The 17,840-nt window shown below is 66.7% G+C and carries 14 protein-coding genes and 2 tRNA genes; 5 read left to right on the top strand and 11 right to left on the bottom strand.

What is annotated here, in order from left to right; all coding sequences use genetic code 11:
* Positions 1–3: 3 nt before the first annotated feature.
* Positions 4–927 (bottom strand): lipoyl synthase, encoded by a 924-nt coding sequence (lipA, locus tag AC5JBD_RS00265; RefSeq protein ID WP_495719748.1) that lies wholly within the window; start codon positions 925–927, stop codon positions 4–6.
* Between the two features lie 79 nt (positions 928–1,006).
* Between lipA and AC5JBD_RS00260 the strand changes: the two genes are divergently transcribed.
* The gene (locus AC5JBD_RS00260; protein WP_495719747.1) at positions 1,007–1,642 is read left to right on the top strand and encodes a carbonic anhydrase; all 636 of its coding nucleotides are present in this window, start codon (positions 1,007–1,009) and stop codon (positions 1,640–1,642) included.
* A 3-nt stretch (positions 1,643–1,645) separates the two neighbouring features.
* Here AC5JBD_RS00260 and AC5JBD_RS00255 read toward each other — a convergent pair whose 3' ends face one another.
* The 3 genes from AC5JBD_RS00255 to ettA all read right to left on the bottom strand — a co-directional run bounded on the left by AC5JBD_RS00255 (position 1,646) and on the right by ettA (position 4,650).
* On the bottom strand, positions 1,646–2,161 hold the full coding sequence (locus AC5JBD_RS00255; RefSeq protein ID WP_495719746.1) for a ferritin-like domain-containing protein: 516 nt from the start codon (positions 2,159–2,161) through the stop codon (positions 1,646–1,648).
* 73 nt (positions 2,162–2,234) lie between these two features.
* Positions 2,235–2,882, bottom strand: coding sequence for a hypothetical protein (locus tag AC5JBD_RS00250; protein ID WP_495719745.1), 648 nt, complete (start codon positions 2,880–2,882; stop codon positions 2,235–2,237).
* Between the two features lie 88 nt (positions 2,883–2,970).
* Positions 2,971–4,650, bottom strand: coding sequence for an energy-dependent translational throttle protein EttA (gene ettA / locus AC5JBD_RS00245; protein ID WP_495719744.1), 1,680 nt, complete (start codon positions 4,648–4,650; stop codon positions 2,971–2,973).
* Positions 4,651–4,755: 105 nt separating this feature from the next.
* Between ettA and AC5JBD_RS00240 the strand changes: the two genes are divergently transcribed.
* Positions 4,756–6,141, top strand: coding sequence for a M20/M25/M40 family metallo-hydrolase (locus AC5JBD_RS00240; RefSeq protein ID WP_495719743.1), 1,386 nt, complete (start codon positions 4,756–4,758; stop codon positions 6,139–6,141).
* Positions 6,142–6,200: 59 nt separating this feature from the next.
* Here AC5JBD_RS00240 and AC5JBD_RS00235 read toward each other — a convergent pair.
* The 6 genes from AC5JBD_RS00235 to AC5JBD_RS00210 form a co-directional block, all read right to left on the bottom strand.
* Positions 6,201–6,277 (bottom strand) — tRNA-Pro (locus tag AC5JBD_RS00235).
* 103 nt (positions 6,278–6,380) lie between these two features.
* Positions 6,381–6,455, bottom strand: a tRNA-Ile gene (locus tag AC5JBD_RS00230).
* A gap of 23 nt (positions 6,456–6,478) precedes the next feature.
* Complete coding sequence (locus AC5JBD_RS00225) at positions 6,479–7,513, bottom strand: polysaccharide deacetylase family protein (protein ID WP_495719742.1); 1,035 nt, start codon at positions 7,511–7,513, stop codon at positions 6,479–6,481.
* Positions 7,514–7,522: 9 nt separating this feature from the next.
* The gene (locus AC5JBD_RS00220; protein ID WP_495719741.1) at positions 7,523–9,190 is read right to left on the bottom strand and encodes a sensor histidine kinase; all 1,668 of its coding nucleotides are present in this window, start codon (positions 9,188–9,190) and stop codon (positions 7,523–7,525) included.
* 235 nt (positions 9,191–9,425) lie between these two features.
* Positions 9,426–10,733, bottom strand: coding sequence for a tetratricopeptide repeat protein (locus tag AC5JBD_RS00215; protein WP_495719740.1), 1,308 nt, complete (start codon positions 10,731–10,733; stop codon positions 9,426–9,428).
* A gap of 38 nt (positions 10,734–10,771) precedes the next feature.
* Complete coding sequence (locus AC5JBD_RS00210) at positions 10,772–11,974, bottom strand: tetratricopeptide repeat protein (RefSeq protein ID WP_495719739.1); 1,203 nt, start codon at positions 11,972–11,974, stop codon at positions 10,772–10,774.
* A gap of 191 nt (positions 11,975–12,165) precedes the next feature.
* Here AC5JBD_RS00210 and yaaA point away from each other — a divergent pair, with 191 nt between their 5' ends.
* The 3 genes from yaaA to trmFO all read left to right on the top strand — a co-directional run bounded on the left by yaaA (position 12,166) and on the right by trmFO (position 17,274).
* On the top strand, positions 12,166–12,918 hold the full coding sequence (gene yaaA / locus AC5JBD_RS00205) for a peroxide stress protein YaaA (protein WP_495719738.1): 753 nt from the start codon (positions 12,166–12,168) through the stop codon (positions 12,916–12,918).
* A gap of 133 nt (positions 12,919–13,051) precedes the next feature.
* Positions 13,052–15,865, top strand: coding sequence for a DNA gyrase subunit A (gyrA, locus tag AC5JBD_RS00200; protein ID WP_495719737.1), 2,814 nt, complete (start codon positions 13,052–13,054; stop codon positions 15,863–15,865).
* A gap of 92 nt (positions 15,866–15,957) precedes the next feature.
* Positions 15,958–17,274 (top strand): methylenetetrahydrofolate--tRNA-(uracil(54)-C(5))-methyltransferase (FADH(2)-oxidizing) TrmFO, encoded by a 1,317-nt coding sequence (gene trmFO, locus AC5JBD_RS00195; protein ID WP_495719736.1) that lies wholly within the window; start codon positions 15,958–15,960, stop codon positions 17,272–17,274.
* Positions 17,275–17,391: 117 nt separating this feature from the next.
* Here the strand turns inward: trmFO and AC5JBD_RS00190 are convergent, their stop codons facing one another.
* A complete protein-coding gene (locus AC5JBD_RS00190; RefSeq protein ID WP_495719735.1) occupies positions 17,392–17,829 on the bottom strand; it encodes an EF-hand domain-containing protein in 438 nt (145 codons plus the stop codon).
* Positions 17,830–17,840: the final 11 nt, after the last annotated feature.

Below are 17,840 nucleotides of genomic sequence, written 5' to 3'. Positions count from 1 at the left end.
CTCCTAACGCGCCGGCGCCAGCTTGGCTTCGCGCGCCGCCTTCATCTTCGCGAAGTCGTCCCCGGCATGATAGCTCGACCGCGTCAGCGGGCTCGCCGCCACCAGCAGGAAGCCCTTCGCCCGCGCGATCGCTGCGTAAGCAGAGAAAGCCTGCGGGGTGACGAACTCCTGCACCTTGGCGTGGCGCGGCGTCGGCTGGAGATACTGGCCCATGGTCAGGAAATCGATGTCGGCCGAGCGTATATCGTCCATAACCTGATGGACCTCCAGACGCTCCTCGCCCAAACCGACCATGACGCCCGACTTGGTGAAGATCTTCGGGTCGTGCCGCTTGACGCTCTCGAGCAGCCGAAGGGAGGCATAGTAGCGCGCGCCGGGCCGAATGGTCGGGTAGAGCCGCGGCACCGTCTCCAGATTGTGGTTGTAGACGTCCGGACCCGCCTCGACGATCGCCTCGACCGCTGCCTGGCTCTTGTTGCGGAAGTCAGGCGTCAGGATTTCGATGGTGGTCGACGGCGTATTGCGGCGCAGCGCCTCGATCACCTTGACGAACTGGCCGGCGCCGCCGTCCGGCAGGTCGTCGCGATCCACCGAGGTGACGACGATGTGAGTCAGACCGAGCTCGGCGGCGGCGACCGCCACATGCTCCGGCTCGAGCGGGTCAACGGCACGCGGCATGCCGGTCTTGACGTTGCAGAAGGCGCAGGCCCGCGTGCAGGTGTCGCCGAGGATCATCACCGTCGCGTGCTTCTTGGTCCAGCACTCGCCGATATTGGGGCAGGCCGCTTCCTCGCATACCGTCGCGAGGTTGAGGCGCCGCATCAACTTCTTGGTCTCGCTGAAGCCGAGGCTGGTCGGCGCCTTGACGCGGATCCAGTCGGGCTTGCGCTGGCGGGGCGCGGTGATCGGGGCGATGGCTTCGGACATAGCCGCCAGATAGCGAGCGGAGGCCGGACTTGCCACCCCTCCCCTCCTCTGGCTACCGGACCGGCAAAGGGGAAACAGCATGGTCGATTTCGAAAGCCTGATCGAAGGCTATCGCCGCTTCCGCGAGAGTGGCTGGAGCGCGCAGCGCGATCGGTGGGCCGAGCTAGCCGAAGGACAGAGCCCCAGGGTGATGATCATCGCCTGCTCGGACAGCCGTGTCGATCCCAGCCAGATCTTCGATGCCAAACCGGGCGAGATGTTCGTGGTCAGGAACGTCGCCAATCTCGTGCCGCCCTTCGAGCCGGACCAGAATTATCACGGCGTCTCGGCGGCGCTGGAATTCGCGGTGACTCAACTCCAGGTCGAGGAGATCATCGTCATGGGACACGGCTTTTGCGGCGGCTGCGCAGCGGCTTTGACCGGCCAGTTTGACCACGCCGACCATGGCGAGGGACATTTCATAGCCCACTGGATCGACATGCTGACCCCCGTTCGCGACCGCATCCGTGCCGAGCATCCCGAACTCGATCGCGCCGCCTTCCGGGCCATGGAACATGAAGGCGTTCGGATCAGCCTCCGCAACCTTCGGACCTTCCCCTGGGTGGCGGAGCGCGAGCAGGCCCGCACGCTCAAGCTGCACGGCGCCTTCTTCGCCATATCTGACGGCGTCCTCCACGTCCTCGACGAGGAGAGCGGAGACTTCCGCCCCGCCTGACCGTCAGTGGCTGGCGGTCCCGCCGTCGGAGCGCAGGCCGACATATTTGAGCGTCAGCGGCCCGAGGCTCTCCTGCACCCAGGCCGCCATCGTGATCTCCTCCTGCAACGTCTGCCGGAGCAGCTCGACCGCGGTCGGCAGCTCGCTCGCCTCCGCCAGCGCCACCAGCGACGTGTAGCTCGCCACCTCGAAATTCTCGAAGGCTGCGTTGACGAACTGGTTCTTCAGCACCTCGTCCGACGCCATGACGTTCCCCATCGCAGCGAGATTGCCCATGAAGCCCAGGGCCATGTCCTTCAGCCCGGACGAGCGCTCGCCGAGGGAGCCAAGAATGTCGTCGAGCCGCCTGATCTGGTCCTCGGTCTCCAGCCGGTGCGACCGCAGCCGCTCGGCAATCTCGGGGTAGCGGACCAGCCGATCGAGCTGCCGGTCGATCATCGAGAGCGCCTGGTTCTCGACCGCGTGGGCGTTCTGCAGGCCGGTGACGAAGACGGTTCGAACGACTGGTGTCAGGCTCATGGGCGTTGCTCCTCGGGCGAAACAACCCCGAGCACGCCGCCAAGTTCAATCGCGCCTCGGAAGGCGGTGAAGCTCAGCCGCAGACCTTGATCGCCTTGCCGAGACCGGACGTGGCGAATGTGGTGTCGGTCACGTTCGCCAGGCGTACGGCGCCGTCGGAGCGGTTCATCCGCTCGCGCGCAAACGCCTTCGCGTCGTGCAGCCCGCTTTCGTCGCGACCGTCGATGATCGGCGGCGACGTGCGGCCGTGGGACTGAAAATAGGCCGTTCCGGATTGGACGATCTCGTTTGCGGCGACCGCTTGCGACTGGATCGCCGCGAGGACGCGATCGGTGTGAAGGGTGCCGAGATAGGCGATCTCACCCGGCTTGACGTCGAACTCGAAGGTCCCCTGCTCCAGGCACGCACTCCACTGGCCCTGCTGCCACATCTGATCCAGCCTGTAGCGGCCGGGCGCCAGCGTGCGGGCGATATAGCGGAAGCCCGGTGCGTCCGCCTCGTCCACCTTCATCAGATAGACGCGCGACAGGAAGCCGCTGTTGCCATTCTTCGAAAATTGCAGCGCGTAGCTGAACGGCTGGACCGGCACCCGGATCAGGACCGCGCCTTGCTTCGAAGCCGCGGTGAGCTTGATCTTCTCAGGGCTCTTCTGTGCGGCGGCAGGCTGAGCGAAGAGGCTCGGACCGAACACAAGCACAATCGCGACGGCGATCCGCTTCATGCGGCTACCCCCTCCCCTGCGAGCGCTGCAAAGAGAGCAGGCTCAACCACTTAGTCGAGCCTGTCCCAGCAACAACTCAAATGCAAGATCAGCGCGTCAGCTTCTTGTAGCTCATCCGGTGCGGGCGGTCGGCCTCGGGACCCAGGCGCCGCCGCTTGTCTTCCTCATAGGCCTCGAAATTGCCCTCGAACCATTCGACATGGCTGTCGCCCTCAAAGGCGAGGATGTGGGTGGCGAGGCGGTCGAGGAAGAAGCGGTCGTGGCTGATCACCACCGCGCACCCGGCGAAATTCTCCAGCGCCTCCTCAAGCGCGCGCAGCGTTTCGACGTCAAGGTCGTTGGTCGGCTCGTCGAGCAGCAGGACGTTGCCCCCCTTCTGGAGCATCTTGGCCATGTGGACGCGGTTGCGTTCGCCGCCCGACAGCTGGCCGACCTTCTTCTGCTGGTCCGGACCCTTGAAGTTGAATGCGCCGACATAGGCGCGGGTCGCCACCTCGTGCTTGCCGAGCTTGAAGATATCGAGCCCGCCCGACACCTCCTCCCAGACGTTCTTCTTGGCGTCGAGCGCATCGCGGCTCTGGTCGACATAGCCCAGATGCACGGTGTCGCCGATGACGACCGTCCCGGTATCGGGCTTCTCGGCACCCGTGATCAGCTTGAACAAGGTGGTCTTGCCCGCGCCGTTGGGGCCGATCACTCCGACGATGCCGCCGGGCGGCAGGCTGAAGCTCAGATCCTCGAATAGCAGCTTGTCGCCATAGGCCTTGGTGACGCCTTGAACTTCGATCACCTTGCCGCCCAGGCGCTCGGGCACCTGGATCAGGATCTGCGCCTTGCCCGGCGTGCGGTTCTCCTGCGCCTCGACCAGCTCGTCGAAGGCGCGGATGCGGGCCTTGGACTTGGCCTGCCGAGCCTTGGGGCTGCGGCGGATCCATTCGAGCTCGTCGGCGATCGCCTTCTGCTTGCCGGCTTCCTCCCTTTCCTCCTGCTCCAGGCGTTTCGCCTTCTTTTCCAGGTAGGTGGAGTAGTTTCCTTCGTAGACGAAGTAACGCGAACGATCGAGCTCCAGGATCCAGTTCACGACATTGTCGAGGAAGTAGCGGTCGTGGGTGACGAGGATGACGTTGCCGCGGTAATCGACCAGATGCCTCTCCAGCCACTGGACGCTCTCGGCGTCGAGGTGGTTGGTCGGCTCGTCGAGCAGCAGGATCTCGGGCTTTTCAAGCAGCAGCTTGGTGAGCGCTACGCGGCGCTTCTCGCCGCCCGAAAGGTTGGTGACCGGGCTGTCGCCCGGCGGGCAGCGCAAGGCGTCCATCGCGATCTCGAGCTGGTTATCGAGCGTCCACCCGTCGACCGCGTCGATCTTCTCCTGAAGCTCGCCCATCTCCGTCATCAGCGCGTCGAAATCGGCATCTTCCGGCGGGTCCGCCATCAGGTTGGAGATCTCGTTGAAGCGGTCGACCAGGTCAGCCACGGGCCGCACGCCCTCCATGACGTTCTCCTTGACTGTCTTGGCAGGATCGAGCTGCGGCTCCTGCTCCAGATAGCCGACGCGGATGCCCTCGCCTGGCCAGGCTTCGCCCTGGAATTCCTTGTCGCGCTGCGCCATGATCTTCATCAGCGTCGACTTGCCCGAGCCGTTCGGCCCGACGATCCCGATCTTGGCGTCGAGATAGAATTGCAGGTTGATATTGTTGAGGATGGGCTTGGGGACGCCCGGGAAGGTCTTGGTCATGTTCTTCATGACGAAGCTATATTGTGCGGCCATGGCGGCGCTGGTCTCCGGATGATGTGAAGGGGGTAGAATTCGCGCGCTTACCTAGTGCGCGCCGGACCCATTGGCAAACCATCCGGGGCCGCTTAAGCGACGGGCATGAAAAAGCTTCTTTTGCTTGGCCTTGCCCTCCCCTCCCTCGCTTTCGCCGTTCCGCCCGTCCCGCAGCGGGTCGGCGAAGCGACCGTCGCTCTTCGCGAGCAGGCGCTCCATCACGACACCCATGCCTGGGACATCGTCGAGGGCCTCACCACCGAGGTCGGGCCGCGGCTCGCGGGCACCGAGGCCGAGGCGCGGGCACGCACCTGGGCTGTGAGGAAGCTGACCGCGCTCGGCTTCTCCAATGTCCGCGTCGAGGAGTTCGACATGCCCGTCTGGGTGCGCGGTGAAGAAAGGGGCGAGATCCTAGCGCCTTTCCCGCAGCCGCTCGCTCTCACGGCGTTGGGCAATTCGGGTGCGACGCCGGCGCGCGGGATCGAGGCCGAGGTGATCGGCTTCCCGAACATGGCCGCCCTCGAGGCCGCCGCTCCCGAAAGCGTCCGCGGCAAGATCGTGTTCGTCACCCACCGGATGGGCAAGACTCAGGACGGATCGCATTACGGCTATTTCGGCGCAGCCAGGCGCCAAGGCCCGTCGGTCGCGTCGCGAAAGGGCGCGGCGGCGATCGTGATCCGGTCGATCGGCACCGACAGCCACCGCTTTCCCCATACCGGCGTACAGGCCTGGGCCGAAGGCGTTAAGCCGATCCCGGCTGCCGCCCTTTCCAACCCTGACGCCGACCAGATGGAGCGCATGCTGGCGCGTGGACGGCCGATCCGCATGAAGCTGCTGCTGACGCCGCGGCAGATCGGCTCCCGCAAGTCCGGCAACGTTATCGCCGAGGTGCCCGGCCGCGATCCGAATGCAGGTGTGGTCCTTGTCGGCGGCCATCTCGACAGCTGGGATCTCGGCACCGGCGCTGTCGATGATGGCGCGGGCGTGGCGATCACCGCCGCCGCCGCCAAGCGCATCCTGGATGCGGGCGGCGCCCGCCGCACAATCCGCGTCGTCTGGTTTGGCGCCGAGGAAGTGGGTCTGTTCGGCGGCAACGACTATCGCCGCCGTCACGCCAACGAGCTCCACGCTTCGGCCAGCGAATCCGATTTCGGTGCCGACCGCATCTGGCGCGTCGACTTCGCCCTGCCCGCCTCAGCCGCCGCCGTCGCCGACCGCGTCGAAGCCGCCCTTGCCCCGCTCGGCATCGCCCGCGGCCGGGACCGCGCCCAAGGCGGCCCCGACATCGGCGCACTCGTCGCTGGCGGCGTTCCGGCCGTCACTCTCCAGCAGGACGGCACCGACTATTTCGACCTCCACCACACCCACGACGACACGCTCGACAAGATCGACCTTGCGAAGCTGCGGCAGAACGTGGCGGCCTATACGGCGATGATCGCGACGGTTGCGGACGCGCCGGAGAACTGGACGCACAATCCGCCGCAGCAGTGAAGCGCGCCCCGGCGGATCGACGGCTCAGCCAATCCCCCGGATTGGCTGAGTCCAGTCGATGGTCGGGGAGACAGGATTCGAACCTGCGACCCTCTGCTCCCAAAGCAGATGCGCTACCAGGCTGCGCTACTCCCCGATCATCGGGCCAAAGTGCTACTTTGGCCCGTGGCAAGAAGGAAGCGGAAAGGATATCCCCTTCCCCTTCCCCTCGATCAAAGTGCCACTTTCATCGAAGCCTCTGGTGGGCCCGGAGGGATTCGAACCCCCAACCTAGCCGTTATGAGCGGCCGGCTCTACCGTTGAGCTACAGGCCCTGGAACCCAGGCTTGCGCCGGGATTAGCGAAGCGGCTGCGCCTCGTCGAGCGCCGCCAGCACTTCCTCCATCGAGGCGGGCGTGATGCCGCGGCGGCCGAACAGGTCGAAGACGCCGTCCCACCAGGCGTAGAAACGGTCGAGATCCTGCCTGTCGCGGACATAGGGTGTGTTGCCCGGCTCCACCGACGGCGAGTGGAAGGAGATGGAGAAGAGCTGGAGTCCGTCGTCGATCAGCCGGTCCACCGCCTCGACCACCTCCGCGAGCGGCATCCCCTCCGGCGTCAGCGCCACCCGATTGAGGAGGCGGCTGCGGGCGAGCAGGCCGCGGAGCCGGGGCACTTTCCCCGCCGCTTGGAAGAGATCGCTGCCATTGCCTCGCAGCGCGCCGACATAGGTCGAAGTCAGCGGTATCTCGGTCAGGCCGCTGCCGATTCGATAGGGCAGCGGCTTCATCCGGCTGAAGTCCGGCCCCCCTTCGTCGCTATAGTCGAACAAGGAGCGGACCGAGACGTCGACCCGGTAGCCGAGCTCCGCGAGGATATCCGCGGTATTCGGCCCCACGCCATACCGGCCGGCGCGATAGACAATCGGGCGGCGGCTGAACGCGCTCTCGATCGTGTCGGTGAGGCGCCGCAGCTTCGCCTCCTCCAGCGCACGCGGCAAATTGCCGGCAAAGCTGTTGGCGGGGTTCACCTCCTCCTCAAAGGGCGGATTGACCCAGGGATGGAGCTGGGTACCGATCGCGCACTCGCCCCGCTCCTGAAAGTCGCGCAAGGTCGCGACACAGCGCGGGTCGGTCGCGATTGGATGGTCGATCAGGTAGACGGGATCGATGCCGTAGCCCCGCAGGCGGCCGTGCACGATCGGCAGCGACTCCGCCGCCCGGGTCGAGCGCTCGTCCCGGCTGTGGGGTTTGGACCAGTCGAACTCCTCCTCGGTATCGACGAAGACGGCGACGCGCCGGCCGAACCGGTCCGGAAGCTTCAGATAGCTGCTCTCGGGCGGAGGCCGATCGAGCCGTCCGCCTTCAGGTGCGGGTGAGGAAGCCTGCGACACGCGCCGGCTTCAGCTTCCCTGCCCAGTCGACCGTTCGGGTGCGCCAAGCGGCGGGAGGTAGAGAGCGAAGCGCGTGTCGCCGATGATGAGGGCGCCGCCCACTGCCTCGGCGAGGTTGCGCACCAACCGCAGCGCGAAGCCGAGGCCGAGAGCCGGGGCGCCCGGCCAGTCGCCGTCGGGGCTGTAGCCCGGATCGAGCAGGGCCGCTTCGTCCATGCCCTCGATCGCCTTCGGCCTGTCGATGGCGAGGCAGAGCATCGGCTGTCGGCCGAGATCCCCCATCGCCATGGTGGCGGCGATCGTCTCCCCTTCCTGGGCGAGCCCAATCGTCGCCGCCAGCATGCGTGCGAACATGCGCTCGGCGGCGCCAAGCTCCACCCGCGCGGGCGGCAGGTCGCGGCTGATCTCGATTGCGATCTTGCTGTTGCGCTGCGTCGCGACGCGCTCGTACGCGTCGTGCAGGCGGCAGAGCAGAGCCACCGCATCGACCGAGCTTTCGTCGAAGGTGATCCTGCTCGTCTCCATGCGCGCAGCCGTATCGAGATCGTCGACGGCGGAGAGGAGCAGGCTCGCCTGCTCCATGATCTCGCCGGCGCGGGAGCGGTAATTGGCGCCGGCGGGCCCCATATACTGTCCGTCGATCATCTCGGCGAAGCCGATGATCGCGTTCAGCGGCGTCCTCAGCTCGTGGATCAGCTGGCGGAGCGAATCGGCCGGAAACTCGGTGCCGAACAGGCCGCTGCGATCGGCGGCCACATTATGCGCACGGGCGACCTCGTCCACGCGCGGGCGGCGCGCGCTGCCGCGATAGCCGATGAACGAGCCGTAGCGCGGGTCGAAGAAGGGCACGCCGGAAATCCGCCAGTCGCCGGAGGCGGGTCCGCTGCCGGCAACGCTGAAGCGCGCGTCGCGGAACGGCGCCCGTTTCTCGAAGGCGCCGGCGGCCTGGCCGTCCACACCATATTGGCCCCGCTCGGCAATGTTGGCGATCGACTGGCCGACCAAAGGCCCACGCGGCGCACCATCAACCCAAAGAATCACGCCGTCCGCACCGGTCTCCCAGCGGAACGCCTCAGCCATTTCGGGCTGCTCCGGCTCGCCCTCGAATATCTCCGAGCGCGCCTTGCGGAACGCTTCGATGCGCGCGACGAGTTCGCGGATCTGGGCCTCCCCGCCCTCTGCCGCAGGAATGGTGCGCGGCTCCGGACGGCGAGCCTTTGGCGCCGATGCGTCGACTGTGCCGCCCAGCGCGAAGTCGCTCGCGCCGAAGCTGGTGAGCGCGTGCGACACGATGCGGCCAAGGTCCCGGCGATGGCGAAGCAGCGAACGCGCGGTCGGGCTCATCGTCGGGAGCAGTTCGATCCACTCCTCCTCACTGAGATGCGCTCCGGCCACCAATGGCGCCGCGACGGAAGGATGATCCTCGGCGAAGAAGCCGAGCAGGCTCGGCGAGATGTCGCGGCCGGCCAGCGAGCGGGCGATCTCCTGCCGGGTGAAAAAATCGACATCGTCCCGATGGGCGGTCAGGAAGGCGAAGGCATGCTCGACCTCGGCGCTCGGCTCCGGATCGCGGCGCTGGGCGAGCAGGTCGACGAGCTGGCGCCACTTGGCGGATCGCGCCGCCGGAGTCGTCGCGGGGAGCGCCATAACGGTCGCGATTCTGTCGTCGAAACGCACGCCTCGTCCTCAAAAAACGCCGACAAGATCGCCTGTCAAAGTCGCCGGACCCATTCGTTAACGCGCCGCGCTGCGATGCGGAAGAGGCTATAAGACGCAGTTGCAATATGGGACGGGGAACGGTGCATGCCTTGCGTCCAAGTTGCTGGATTTCCGCCGCTTTGCCCGCCGCTCCGGACGAGAAAAAAGGGGCGCCGGACCGGCCGGTGCCCCTCTTCTCACGAAGCGCTGGGGCTCAGGCGCGCTTGTCGAGCCAGAGCAGCCAGTAGCGGGCGAGTTCGGCGCGCGGGCCGGTCACCGCGGCCAGCGCAGTCTTGGCGCCGGCCTTGTCGCCCGACATGGCGAGCGCCATGCCCAAGCGGGTGTTCACCAAGGCCGCATCGACGCCGCCCTTCTGAAGGGCGAGCCGATACATGGCCACCGCCTTCGCATAGTCGCCATAGCCCATATAGGCGTCGCCGGTGTTCGCGGCGATACGGCCGTTGGCGGCGGAACCGGCCTTGCCCTCGGACGCCGCGAGGGTCGGACGGTCGGCCGTGGCGCGCTGGGTCGCCTGGGTAAGGAGCCGGCTATATTCGGCATTGCCCCGGCTCAGCACGCCCTTGCCCGCGCCGTCCTCGAGCACCGCCTTGGCTTCGCCCGGCAGGCCCTTCTGGAGCAGATAGGCGGCAAGATCGGTGTAGGAATCGCCGCTCTTCAGCGCACCGGCAACCCGCATCAGCCGGAAGCGGTCGAGCTCGGCCGCATCGTCGAGCGGCACCAGCGCGCGATGGGTCTGGAGCGCGTCGCTCCAGTTCTTCTCCGTCGGGTAGGCGTTAAGCCAGGTGTAGAGCGTCTTGTTGGCGAGCGCGACGTCCTTCGACTTGTAGGCCTGGTCGATGATGCGCTTGTAATAATCCTCGGGAACGGCCTGGCCGCCTGCGGACTTCATCTCCGTCGCGCGGGCGAGCAGCTGCGCCGCCTCGGCCGTCCGGCCCTGACGGCCGCGGACCACGGACAGGTTCGAGACAACCTCCGCGTTATTGGGCTGCAACTTGGACAGCTGCTCGAAGGCGTTGCCCGCCTTGTCGAACTGGCCGGCGTTGAACGCGGCTTCGCCGACGGAGCTGTAGAGCGCTGCAAGCTCATCGGCCGGAGCGCCGCCCGACTGGATCATCGCTTCCATGGCGGCATTGGTGCCCGCCGCATCGCTCGCGCCGCGCGCATAATCGAGCTGGAGACGCGCCACGAGATACTTCTCGTCCGCGGTCTGGGCCGCAGCCTGGGCGGCGGCGAGCTTGGCAGGGAAGTTGGCTGCATCCTTGGCGGTCACCGCCGCCTGCAGCTCGGCGAGCGGCTGCCGCGCCTGCGCACCGATGGTGAGCGTGCGCTCGCCAAGCTTGACGGAGATGCCCTTATTGTCCTGCTTCTTGGCCTTCTCCTCCTGCTTCCCGCTCTTGCCGTCATTCGTCGTGCGGGTGAGCTGGGCGGCGGCCGGCGCCGCGAGCAGGCCGGCGCCCGCAGCGAGCGACGCCGCAAGCGCGAAAGTGGAAATGGGCTTCATGGGATCTCTCCTGGACTGTCTTCGAAAGGGATACGAACTCACGCCCGCTGGCCGAGCCAGACGAGCCACAAGGAAGCAAGGTCGGCGCGAGGGCCGGCGAGGGTGCGGAAGGCGGCCTCCGCTTCCGCTTTCTGGCCGGCAAGCGCGTGCGCGATGCCGAGCCGGGTGCCGGCGACGCCCGCGTCGACCGAGCCTTTCTGGACCGCCGCCTGATAGAGCGCGGCGGCCTTGGCATATTGGCCGGCGCCGAGATGGGCATCGCCTGCGCTCAGCGCGGCGGCGCCGGTGGCCGCGGCCATGGCCTTGCTCTCGAGGCCGGCGAGCGTCTTGCGCTCCGCCGTCGCCTGCCGGCCGGTCGAGGCGATCAGCTCCTTGAAGGTCGCCTTGGCGGGATCGACCATGTCGGCGGCGACCCCCTGGTCGAGCACAGCCTTAGCCTCGATGTTGAGCCCCGCCGCGCTCAGGGCCTGGGCGAGTTCCATATAGTCGCGCTCGCCCGCGAGCGCCTTCGCCTCTCGCAGCAGTCGAAGTGAGTCGATGCGCGCGTTGGGATCCGCCGGCGCGGCGTCGCGGTAGACGAGGATGGCATCGCGCCAGTTGTCGGCCGTAGGATAGGCCGCGACCATTTCGCGCGTCAGCCGCACCGCCTGGGGCGCGGCCCGGTTGGAGAGCGCGACTGCGGCCCCGCGCTTGTACCAGCTCTCCGGGACCGGCTGCCCCGCTGCCTGGCGAACTGCGATCGCCCGCTCCATCAGCGGTACCGCCTCCGGCGCCTTCTTGCGCAGGATCTTGACCTCGGCGAGCGCCAGCAAAACTTCGGGATCGTTCGGCGCCGCTTCCGCCGCGCGGGCAAGCGAGGCCTCGGCCTTCTCATACTTGCCCGCGTCGAGCAGCAGGGTCGCCTGGCTGCGATAGAGTTGCGGGAGCTCGGCGGCGGGGGTCGCCCCGCTCGAGATCATCGCATCGATCGCGGTGGTCTGCAGGCCATGATTGTTGGTCTCGGCGCCGAGCCGGAGTTGCAGCGCCGAGGCGAGATAGCGCGCATAGCCGCTGGTGGCAGCGCTCTGAGCGGCCCGGACCGCCGTCTCGGCAGCGGGATAATTCTTCGTATCGAGCGCAGTCTTGAGTGCGAGGATCGCGGCGCGTTCGTTCTTGTTGAGTGACGCCTGTTGCGCACCGCCCGGTGCGGCGGCGATCAGCGCCAATGCTGCGCCAGCAACGAACCTGCCTGCAAAGCCCATCTAAGATCCTCCTGTTGGCCACCGTTCGGCAGCCGTCGCATACTGGGTGGAGCGTGCGCTTCTATCCCCAAACGACGCGCCTTTCTACCGCTCTGCCCGTGAACGGCGCTTGAACCGCAAGAGCATGAAAAGAGGGCGCAATTCCGCCTGTTTGACGCCCCTCATGCGGCTGCGCTACGCGCTCCCCTTCCATGCTCGCCGTCATCTCGCCCGCCAAGTCGCTCGATTACAAGAGCGCCCACCCGCCCTTGCCGCCGACCCGCCCCGACTTCGAGGTGGACGCCCTGACGCTCGCCCGCGCTGCGTCGAAGATGCCGGCGAAGAAGCTCGGCAAGCTGATGCACATTTCGGACTCGCTGGCGAGGCTCAACGCCGAACGCTTCCGCGGCTTCGACGAGGCGCCGGAGCGCCCCGCCATCTTCGCCTTCGCCGGCGACGTTTACATGGGCTTCGAGGTGAAGAGCCTCGACGAGGAAGCGATCCTCTACGCCCAGGATCACCTCCGAATCCTTTCCGGCCTCTACGGCCTGCTCCGCCCCCTGGACGAGATCCGCCCCTACCGACTGGAAATGGGCACGAAATGGGCCCCGCGCCGCAAGAGCCTCTACGCCTGGTGGGGCGACCGCATCGCCGACAAGCTCACCGAGGATGCACAGGCGGCCGGCGGCACGATCATCAATCTCGCCAGCAAGGAATATTGGACCGCAGTCGCCGGCCAGCTCCCGAGTAGCGTCCGTGTCATCGAGATCGACTTCCGCGAGGAGGGCCCGAACGGCCTCCGCTTCAACACCTTCGCCGCTAAGCGCGCCCGCGGCATGATGGCCCGCTACATCTGCGAGCATCGCATCGAGGACGCACAAGCGCTCCAAAGCTTCGACAGCGACGGCTATTCCTTCGATGCCGAGCACAGCCATGAGGAAAGCTGGCGCTTCACCAGATCGTGATTATCTAAAGACCTGCCTCACGCGCGCGTACGTGTACGCGCGCGGGGTGGCGCTCCCGCAAACCATCCTCTAGTGTCGTTTTCGACCTCCAACGCGCCCCGGCGCCCTCACCTACACAAGCCAGGAACACACATTGGCCAGCAGCCCGCCGACCATCGAAAATAGTGACATCTCGCCGATCTCGATCGTGGACGAGATGAAGACCTCGTACCTCGATTACGCAATGTCGGTTATCGTCAGCCGCGCGCTGCCGGACGTGCGCGACGGGCTGAAGCCGGTCCACCGCCGCATCCTCTTCGCCTGCCAGGAAGGCGGCTTCATCCCGGGCCGCCCCTACCGCAAGTCCGCCAAGATCGTCGGCGACGTGATGGGCAATTACCACCCGCACGGCGACGCCTCCATCTACGACGCCCTCGCCCGCCTTGCCCAGGATTGGGCGATGCGCGTGCCGCTGATCGACGGCCAGGGCAATTTCGGATCGATGGACCCAGATCCGCCCGCGTCGATGCGCTACACCGAGGCGCGCCTCGCCAAAGTGGCGATGACCCTGCTCGACGACATCGACAAGGACACGGTCAACTTTACCCCCAATTATGACGGCTCGCGCGAGGAGCCGCAGGTTCTTCCGGCGCGCTTCCCGAACCTGCTGGTCAACGGCGCCGGCGGCATCGCGGTCGGCATGGCGACCAACATCCCGCCCCACAATCTCGGCGAGGTGATCGCGGCCTGCAAAGCCTATATCGAGAATCCCGGCATCACGATCGACGAGCTCATCCAGATCATCCCCGGTCCGGACTTCCCGACGGCGCCCCTGATCCTCGGCCAGGCCGGCGCCCGCAGCGCCTACCATACCGGCCGCGGCTCGATCATCATGCGCGCCCGCCACAAGGTCGAGGAAGGCCGCGGCGACCGCCGCTCGATCGTCCTCACCTCGATCCCGTATCAGGTCGGCAAGAACGGCCTGGTGGAGAAGATCGCCGAAGCCGCCAAGGACAAGCGCATCGAAGGCGTCTCGGACATACGCGACGAATCGAACCGCGAAGGCGTCCGCGTCGTCATCGATCTGAAGCGTGACGCCACGCCGGACGTCGTCCTCAACCAGCTCTGGCGCCATACGCCGGCGCAGGCCAGCTTCCCGGCCAACATGCTGGCGATCCGCGGCGGCCGTCCCGAGACGCTGAACCTCCGCGACATCATCGAGGCGTTCGTCAAGTTCCGCGAGGAAGTGATCACCCGCCGCGCCAAGTTCGAGCTCAACAAGGCTCGCGACCGCGCCCATATCTTGCTCGGCCTCGTCATCGCCGTCACCAACCTCGACGAGGTCGTCCGCATCATTCGCGGCTCCGCCTCGCCCGCCGAGGCCCGCGCCGCCTTGCTTGCCCGCGAATGGCCTGTGGCCGAGATCGCGCCCTATATCGCCCTCGTCGAAGCGATCGAGCACCAGGCCGACAGCGACACCTATCGCCTCAGCGATGCGCAGGTTCGCGCTATCCTGGAGCTCCGCCTTCACCGCCTGACTGCGCTCGGGCGCGACGAGATCGCCGGCGAGCTGCGCGAGCTCGCCACCTCGATCACCGAACTGCTCGAGATCCTCGGCAACCGGGTGAAGCTCTACCAGGTGATGAACGACGAGTTCGACGAGATCGCCACCAATTTCGCGACGCCTCGGGTGGCCGAGATCGCGCCCGCGTGGGACGGGATCGAGGACGAGGACCTGATCGAGCGTGAGGACATGGTCGTGACCGTGACCCACTCGGGTTACATCAAGCGCACCCCGCTCGATGCCTTCCGCACCCAGAATCGCGGCGGCAAGGGCCGCGCCGGCATGGGCACAAAGGATGAAGACGCGGTCATCAAGCTGTTCGTCACCTCGACCCACACGCCGGTGCTGTTCTTCTCCACCCACGGCAAGGTCTACCGCCTCAAGGTCTGGCGCCTGCCCGAAGGCGCACCGCAGGCCCGCGGCCGCCCGATGGTGAACCTCCTCCCGCTGGCCGAGGGCGAGACCATCTCCACCGTGCTGCCGCTTCCCGAGGACGAGGCGGAGTGGAAGAATCTCCACGTCATCTTCGCGACGGCCCATGGCGGCGTCCGCCGCAACAGCATGGACGCGTTCGCCAACGTGCCCTCGAACGGCAAGTTCGCGATCCGCTTCGACGAGGATGCGACCGACCGCCTGATCGGCGTCGCCCTGCTGAAGGAAGAGGATGACGTCCTGCTCGCCACCCGAGAGGGCAAGGCGATCCGCTTCGAAGCGACGGCCGTGCGCGAGTTCCAAAGCCGAACTTCCACGGGCGTGCGCGGTATCACCCTACGCGACGGCGACGAGGTGATCTCGCTTTCCATCCTCAAGGGCTTCAATGCCTCCACGGAGGAGCGCGACGCCTATCTCCGCGCCGCCCCGTGGAAGGACAATGAGAACGAGCCGACGCTCTCACCCGAGCGCATGGCGGAGTTCGAGGAGGCGGAGCAGTTCATCCTCACCGTCACCGTCAACGGCTACGGCAAGCGCACCTCGGCCTACGAATATCGTCGGACAAACCGCGGCGGACAGGGCATCACCAATATCGAGACCTCGCAGCGCAACGGCTGCGTCGTGGCGAGCTTCCCCGCGCACACGGGCCAGCAGCTGATGCTGGTGACTGACCAGGCCAAGCTCATCCGCACAACGGTCGGCGACATCCGCATAGCCGGCCGGAACACCCAGGGCGTCACCATCTTCCGCGTCGCAGAGAATGAGCACGTCGTCTCCGCTGCTCGCATCGAGGAGAATGAGGAGGAAGCCGAGGCCGTGGTCGACGTCGCAGACCAGACCCTCGCCGCCAGCGATTCAGCCATGGCCGGTGAAGCGGCCGTCCAGCCTCGCGCTATTCCGGAGCAGGTGCAGATGGACGACGGCACGGGCCCGCAAACGCTCCCTGACAGCCAGAAAGGCGAAGAAGAATAGGATCGAAGAGGTCCGTTCGTGTCGAGCAATGTCGAGACACGCCAGCGCGGAAGCTTCTCGACGTGTCTCGAAGCGAACGGTTTAGGACGGGTATGAACCATCAGGTCCACATCATCGGCGGCGGCCTCGCCGGCTCGGAGGCCGCCTGGCAGCTCGCCGAGGCAGGTCTGCGGGTCCGCCTCTCGGAGATGCGTGGCTCGGGCGAGATGACGCCAGCACACCAGACCGACGGTCTGGCCGAACTCGTCTGCTCGAACAGCTTCCGGTCCGATGACGCGCAGAACAATGCCGTCGGGCTGCTCCATGCCGAGATGCGCGCGCTCGGCTCGGTCATCATGGCCGCCGCCGATGCGCACAAGATTCCGGCCGGATCGGCGCTGGCGGTTGACAGGGACGGCTTCTCGGCGGCCGTCACAGAACGCCTGCTCGCGCATCCGAACATCGAGCTCGTCCGGGAGCGGGTGGACGCTCTCCCCTCCTCCGGCCTCACCATCGTCGCGACCGGCCCGCTGACGGCGGCGACGCTTGCCGGCTCGATCGGCGGCGCCACCGGCTCGGATGCACTCGCCTTCTTCGATGCGATTGCGCCGATCGTGCACCGCGACAGCATCGACATGAGCATCTGCTGGATGGCGTCACGCTGGGACAAGGGCGAGACCAAGGACTACATCAACTGCCCGATGACGAAGGAGCAGTATCTCGCCTTCCATCAGGGCCTTCTCGACGGCGAGAAGGGCGAGTTCAAGGAGTGGGAGAAGAGCACGCCCTATTTCGAGGGCTGCATGCCGATCGAGGTGATGGCCGAGCGCGGCGTCGATACGCTTCGCTTCGGCCCGATGAAGCCGGTCGGCCTCGACGACCCGCGCACCGGCCGCTGGCCCTATGCCGTCGTCCAGCTCCGCCAGGACAATGCGCTCGGCACCCTCTGGAACATGGTCGGCTTCCAGACCAAGCTGAAGCATGCCGAGCAGGTCCGCCTGTTCCGCACCATACCTGGGCTGGAGAATGCCGAGTTCGCCCGCCTCGGAGGCCTCCACCGCAACACCTTCATCAACTCGCCCAAGCTGCTCGACGGCACCCTGCGCCTCAGGAACTCGCCCCACATCCGCTTCGCCGGCCAGATCACCGGCTGCGAAGGCTATGTCGAATCCGCCGCCATCGGCCTCCTCGCCGGCCGCTTCGCAGCCGCCGAGGCGGCGAGCCAGACGCTCGCGCCGCCGCCACCCACGACCGCCTTGGGTGCACTCTTGGGCCACATCACCGGCGGCGCCGACGCCGAGATCTACCAGCCGATGAACGTCAATTTCGGTCTCTTCCCGCCGGTCGAGGGAAAGAAGAAGGCGGATCGAAAAGCGCTCTACACCTCACGCGCCCGCGAAGCGCTCAAGGAGTGGCAGGCCGCCCTCTAAAGCGCATCCATTCAATTCTTTTCCGTTCGCTTCGAGCGAAGACGAGAAGCCTCGGTCGCGCTCATCGTTTCTCGACTTCGCTCGAAATGAACGGGTTCAACTCAGCCTTGCATAGCTCTAGCAGTTGCAGCGCGGCTTCGGCCGGCTCTTCGGCTTGGTCGTCTCAAACTCCGCCGCGGTCAGGGCGCCATTCCCATCCGCATCCGCACCCGCGAACTTGTCGCTCGTCTTTACCGCCCACTCCTCGAAGCTGAGCGTGCCATTGCCGTTCGCATCGAGCCTGGCGAACGCCTTGCGCCGCGGCTCCAATAGCTCCGCACGGGTGATCCGACCGTCATCATCCTTGTCCGCGCGGGCGAAGCGCTTCTCCTCCCGGGACTTAGCTGGTGCGGCTGGGGGCTCCGTGCCCGCCGCCGGCTTGAGTGGCGTCACCAGGGCCGCCGGCTCGGGCGCCGGCGGGATGAGATCCTCGCTTTCGGCCCGGCCCTTCAGAATGAAGAAGCCGGCTGCCATCAGCAGCATCGCCGCCAGAGCTCCGCCGAAGAACCGCAGCATCCGCGCCTCCC

The sequence above is a fragment of the Allosphingosinicella sp. genome, assembly GCF_059502505.1.
Note: the sequence above shows the minus strand (reverse complement) of the source record. Positions and strands in the feature narration are given on the sequence as shown.

Coding starts and splice junctions, on each gene's coding strand:
- trmFO (WP_495719736.1), top strand. CDS start 15,958: ATGAACCATCAGGTCCACATCATCGGCGGCGGCCTCGCCGGCTCGGAG.
- yaaA (WP_495719738.1), top strand. CDS start 12,166: ATGCTCGCCGTCATCTCGCCCGCCAAGTCGCTCGATTACAAGAGCGCC.
- ettA (WP_495719744.1), bottom strand. CDS start 4,650: ATGGCCGCACAATATAGCTTCGTCATGAAGAACATGACCAAGACCTTC.
- AC5JBD_RS00190 (WP_495719735.1), bottom strand. CDS start 17,829: ATGCTGCGGTTCTTCGGCGGAGCTCTGGCGGCGATGCTGCTGATGGCA.
- AC5JBD_RS00255 (WP_495719746.1), bottom strand. CDS start 2,161: ATGAGCCTGACACCAGTCGTTCGAACCGTCTTCGTCACCGGCCTGCAG.
- AC5JBD_RS00240 (WP_495719743.1), top strand. CDS start 4,756: ATGAAAAAGCTTCTTTTGCTTGGCCTTGCCCTCCCCTCCCTCGCTTTC.
- AC5JBD_RS00210 (WP_495719739.1), bottom strand. CDS start 11,974: ATGGGCTTTGCAGGCAGGTTCGTTGCTGGCGCAGCATTGGCGCTGATC.
- lipA (WP_495719748.1), bottom strand. CDS start 927: ATGTCCGAAGCCATCGCCCCGATCACCGCGCCCCGCCAGCGCAAGCCC.
- AC5JBD_RS00215 (WP_495719740.1), bottom strand. CDS start 10,733: ATGAAGCCCATTTCCACTTTCGCGCTTGCGGCGTCGCTCGCTGCGGGC.
- AC5JBD_RS00260 (WP_495719747.1), top strand. CDS start 1,007: ATGGTCGATTTCGAAAGCCTGATCGAAGGCTATCGCCGCTTCCGCGAG.
- AC5JBD_RS00250 (WP_495719745.1), bottom strand. CDS start 2,882: ATGAAGCGGATCGCCGTCGCGATTGTGCTTGTGTTCGGTCCGAGCCTC.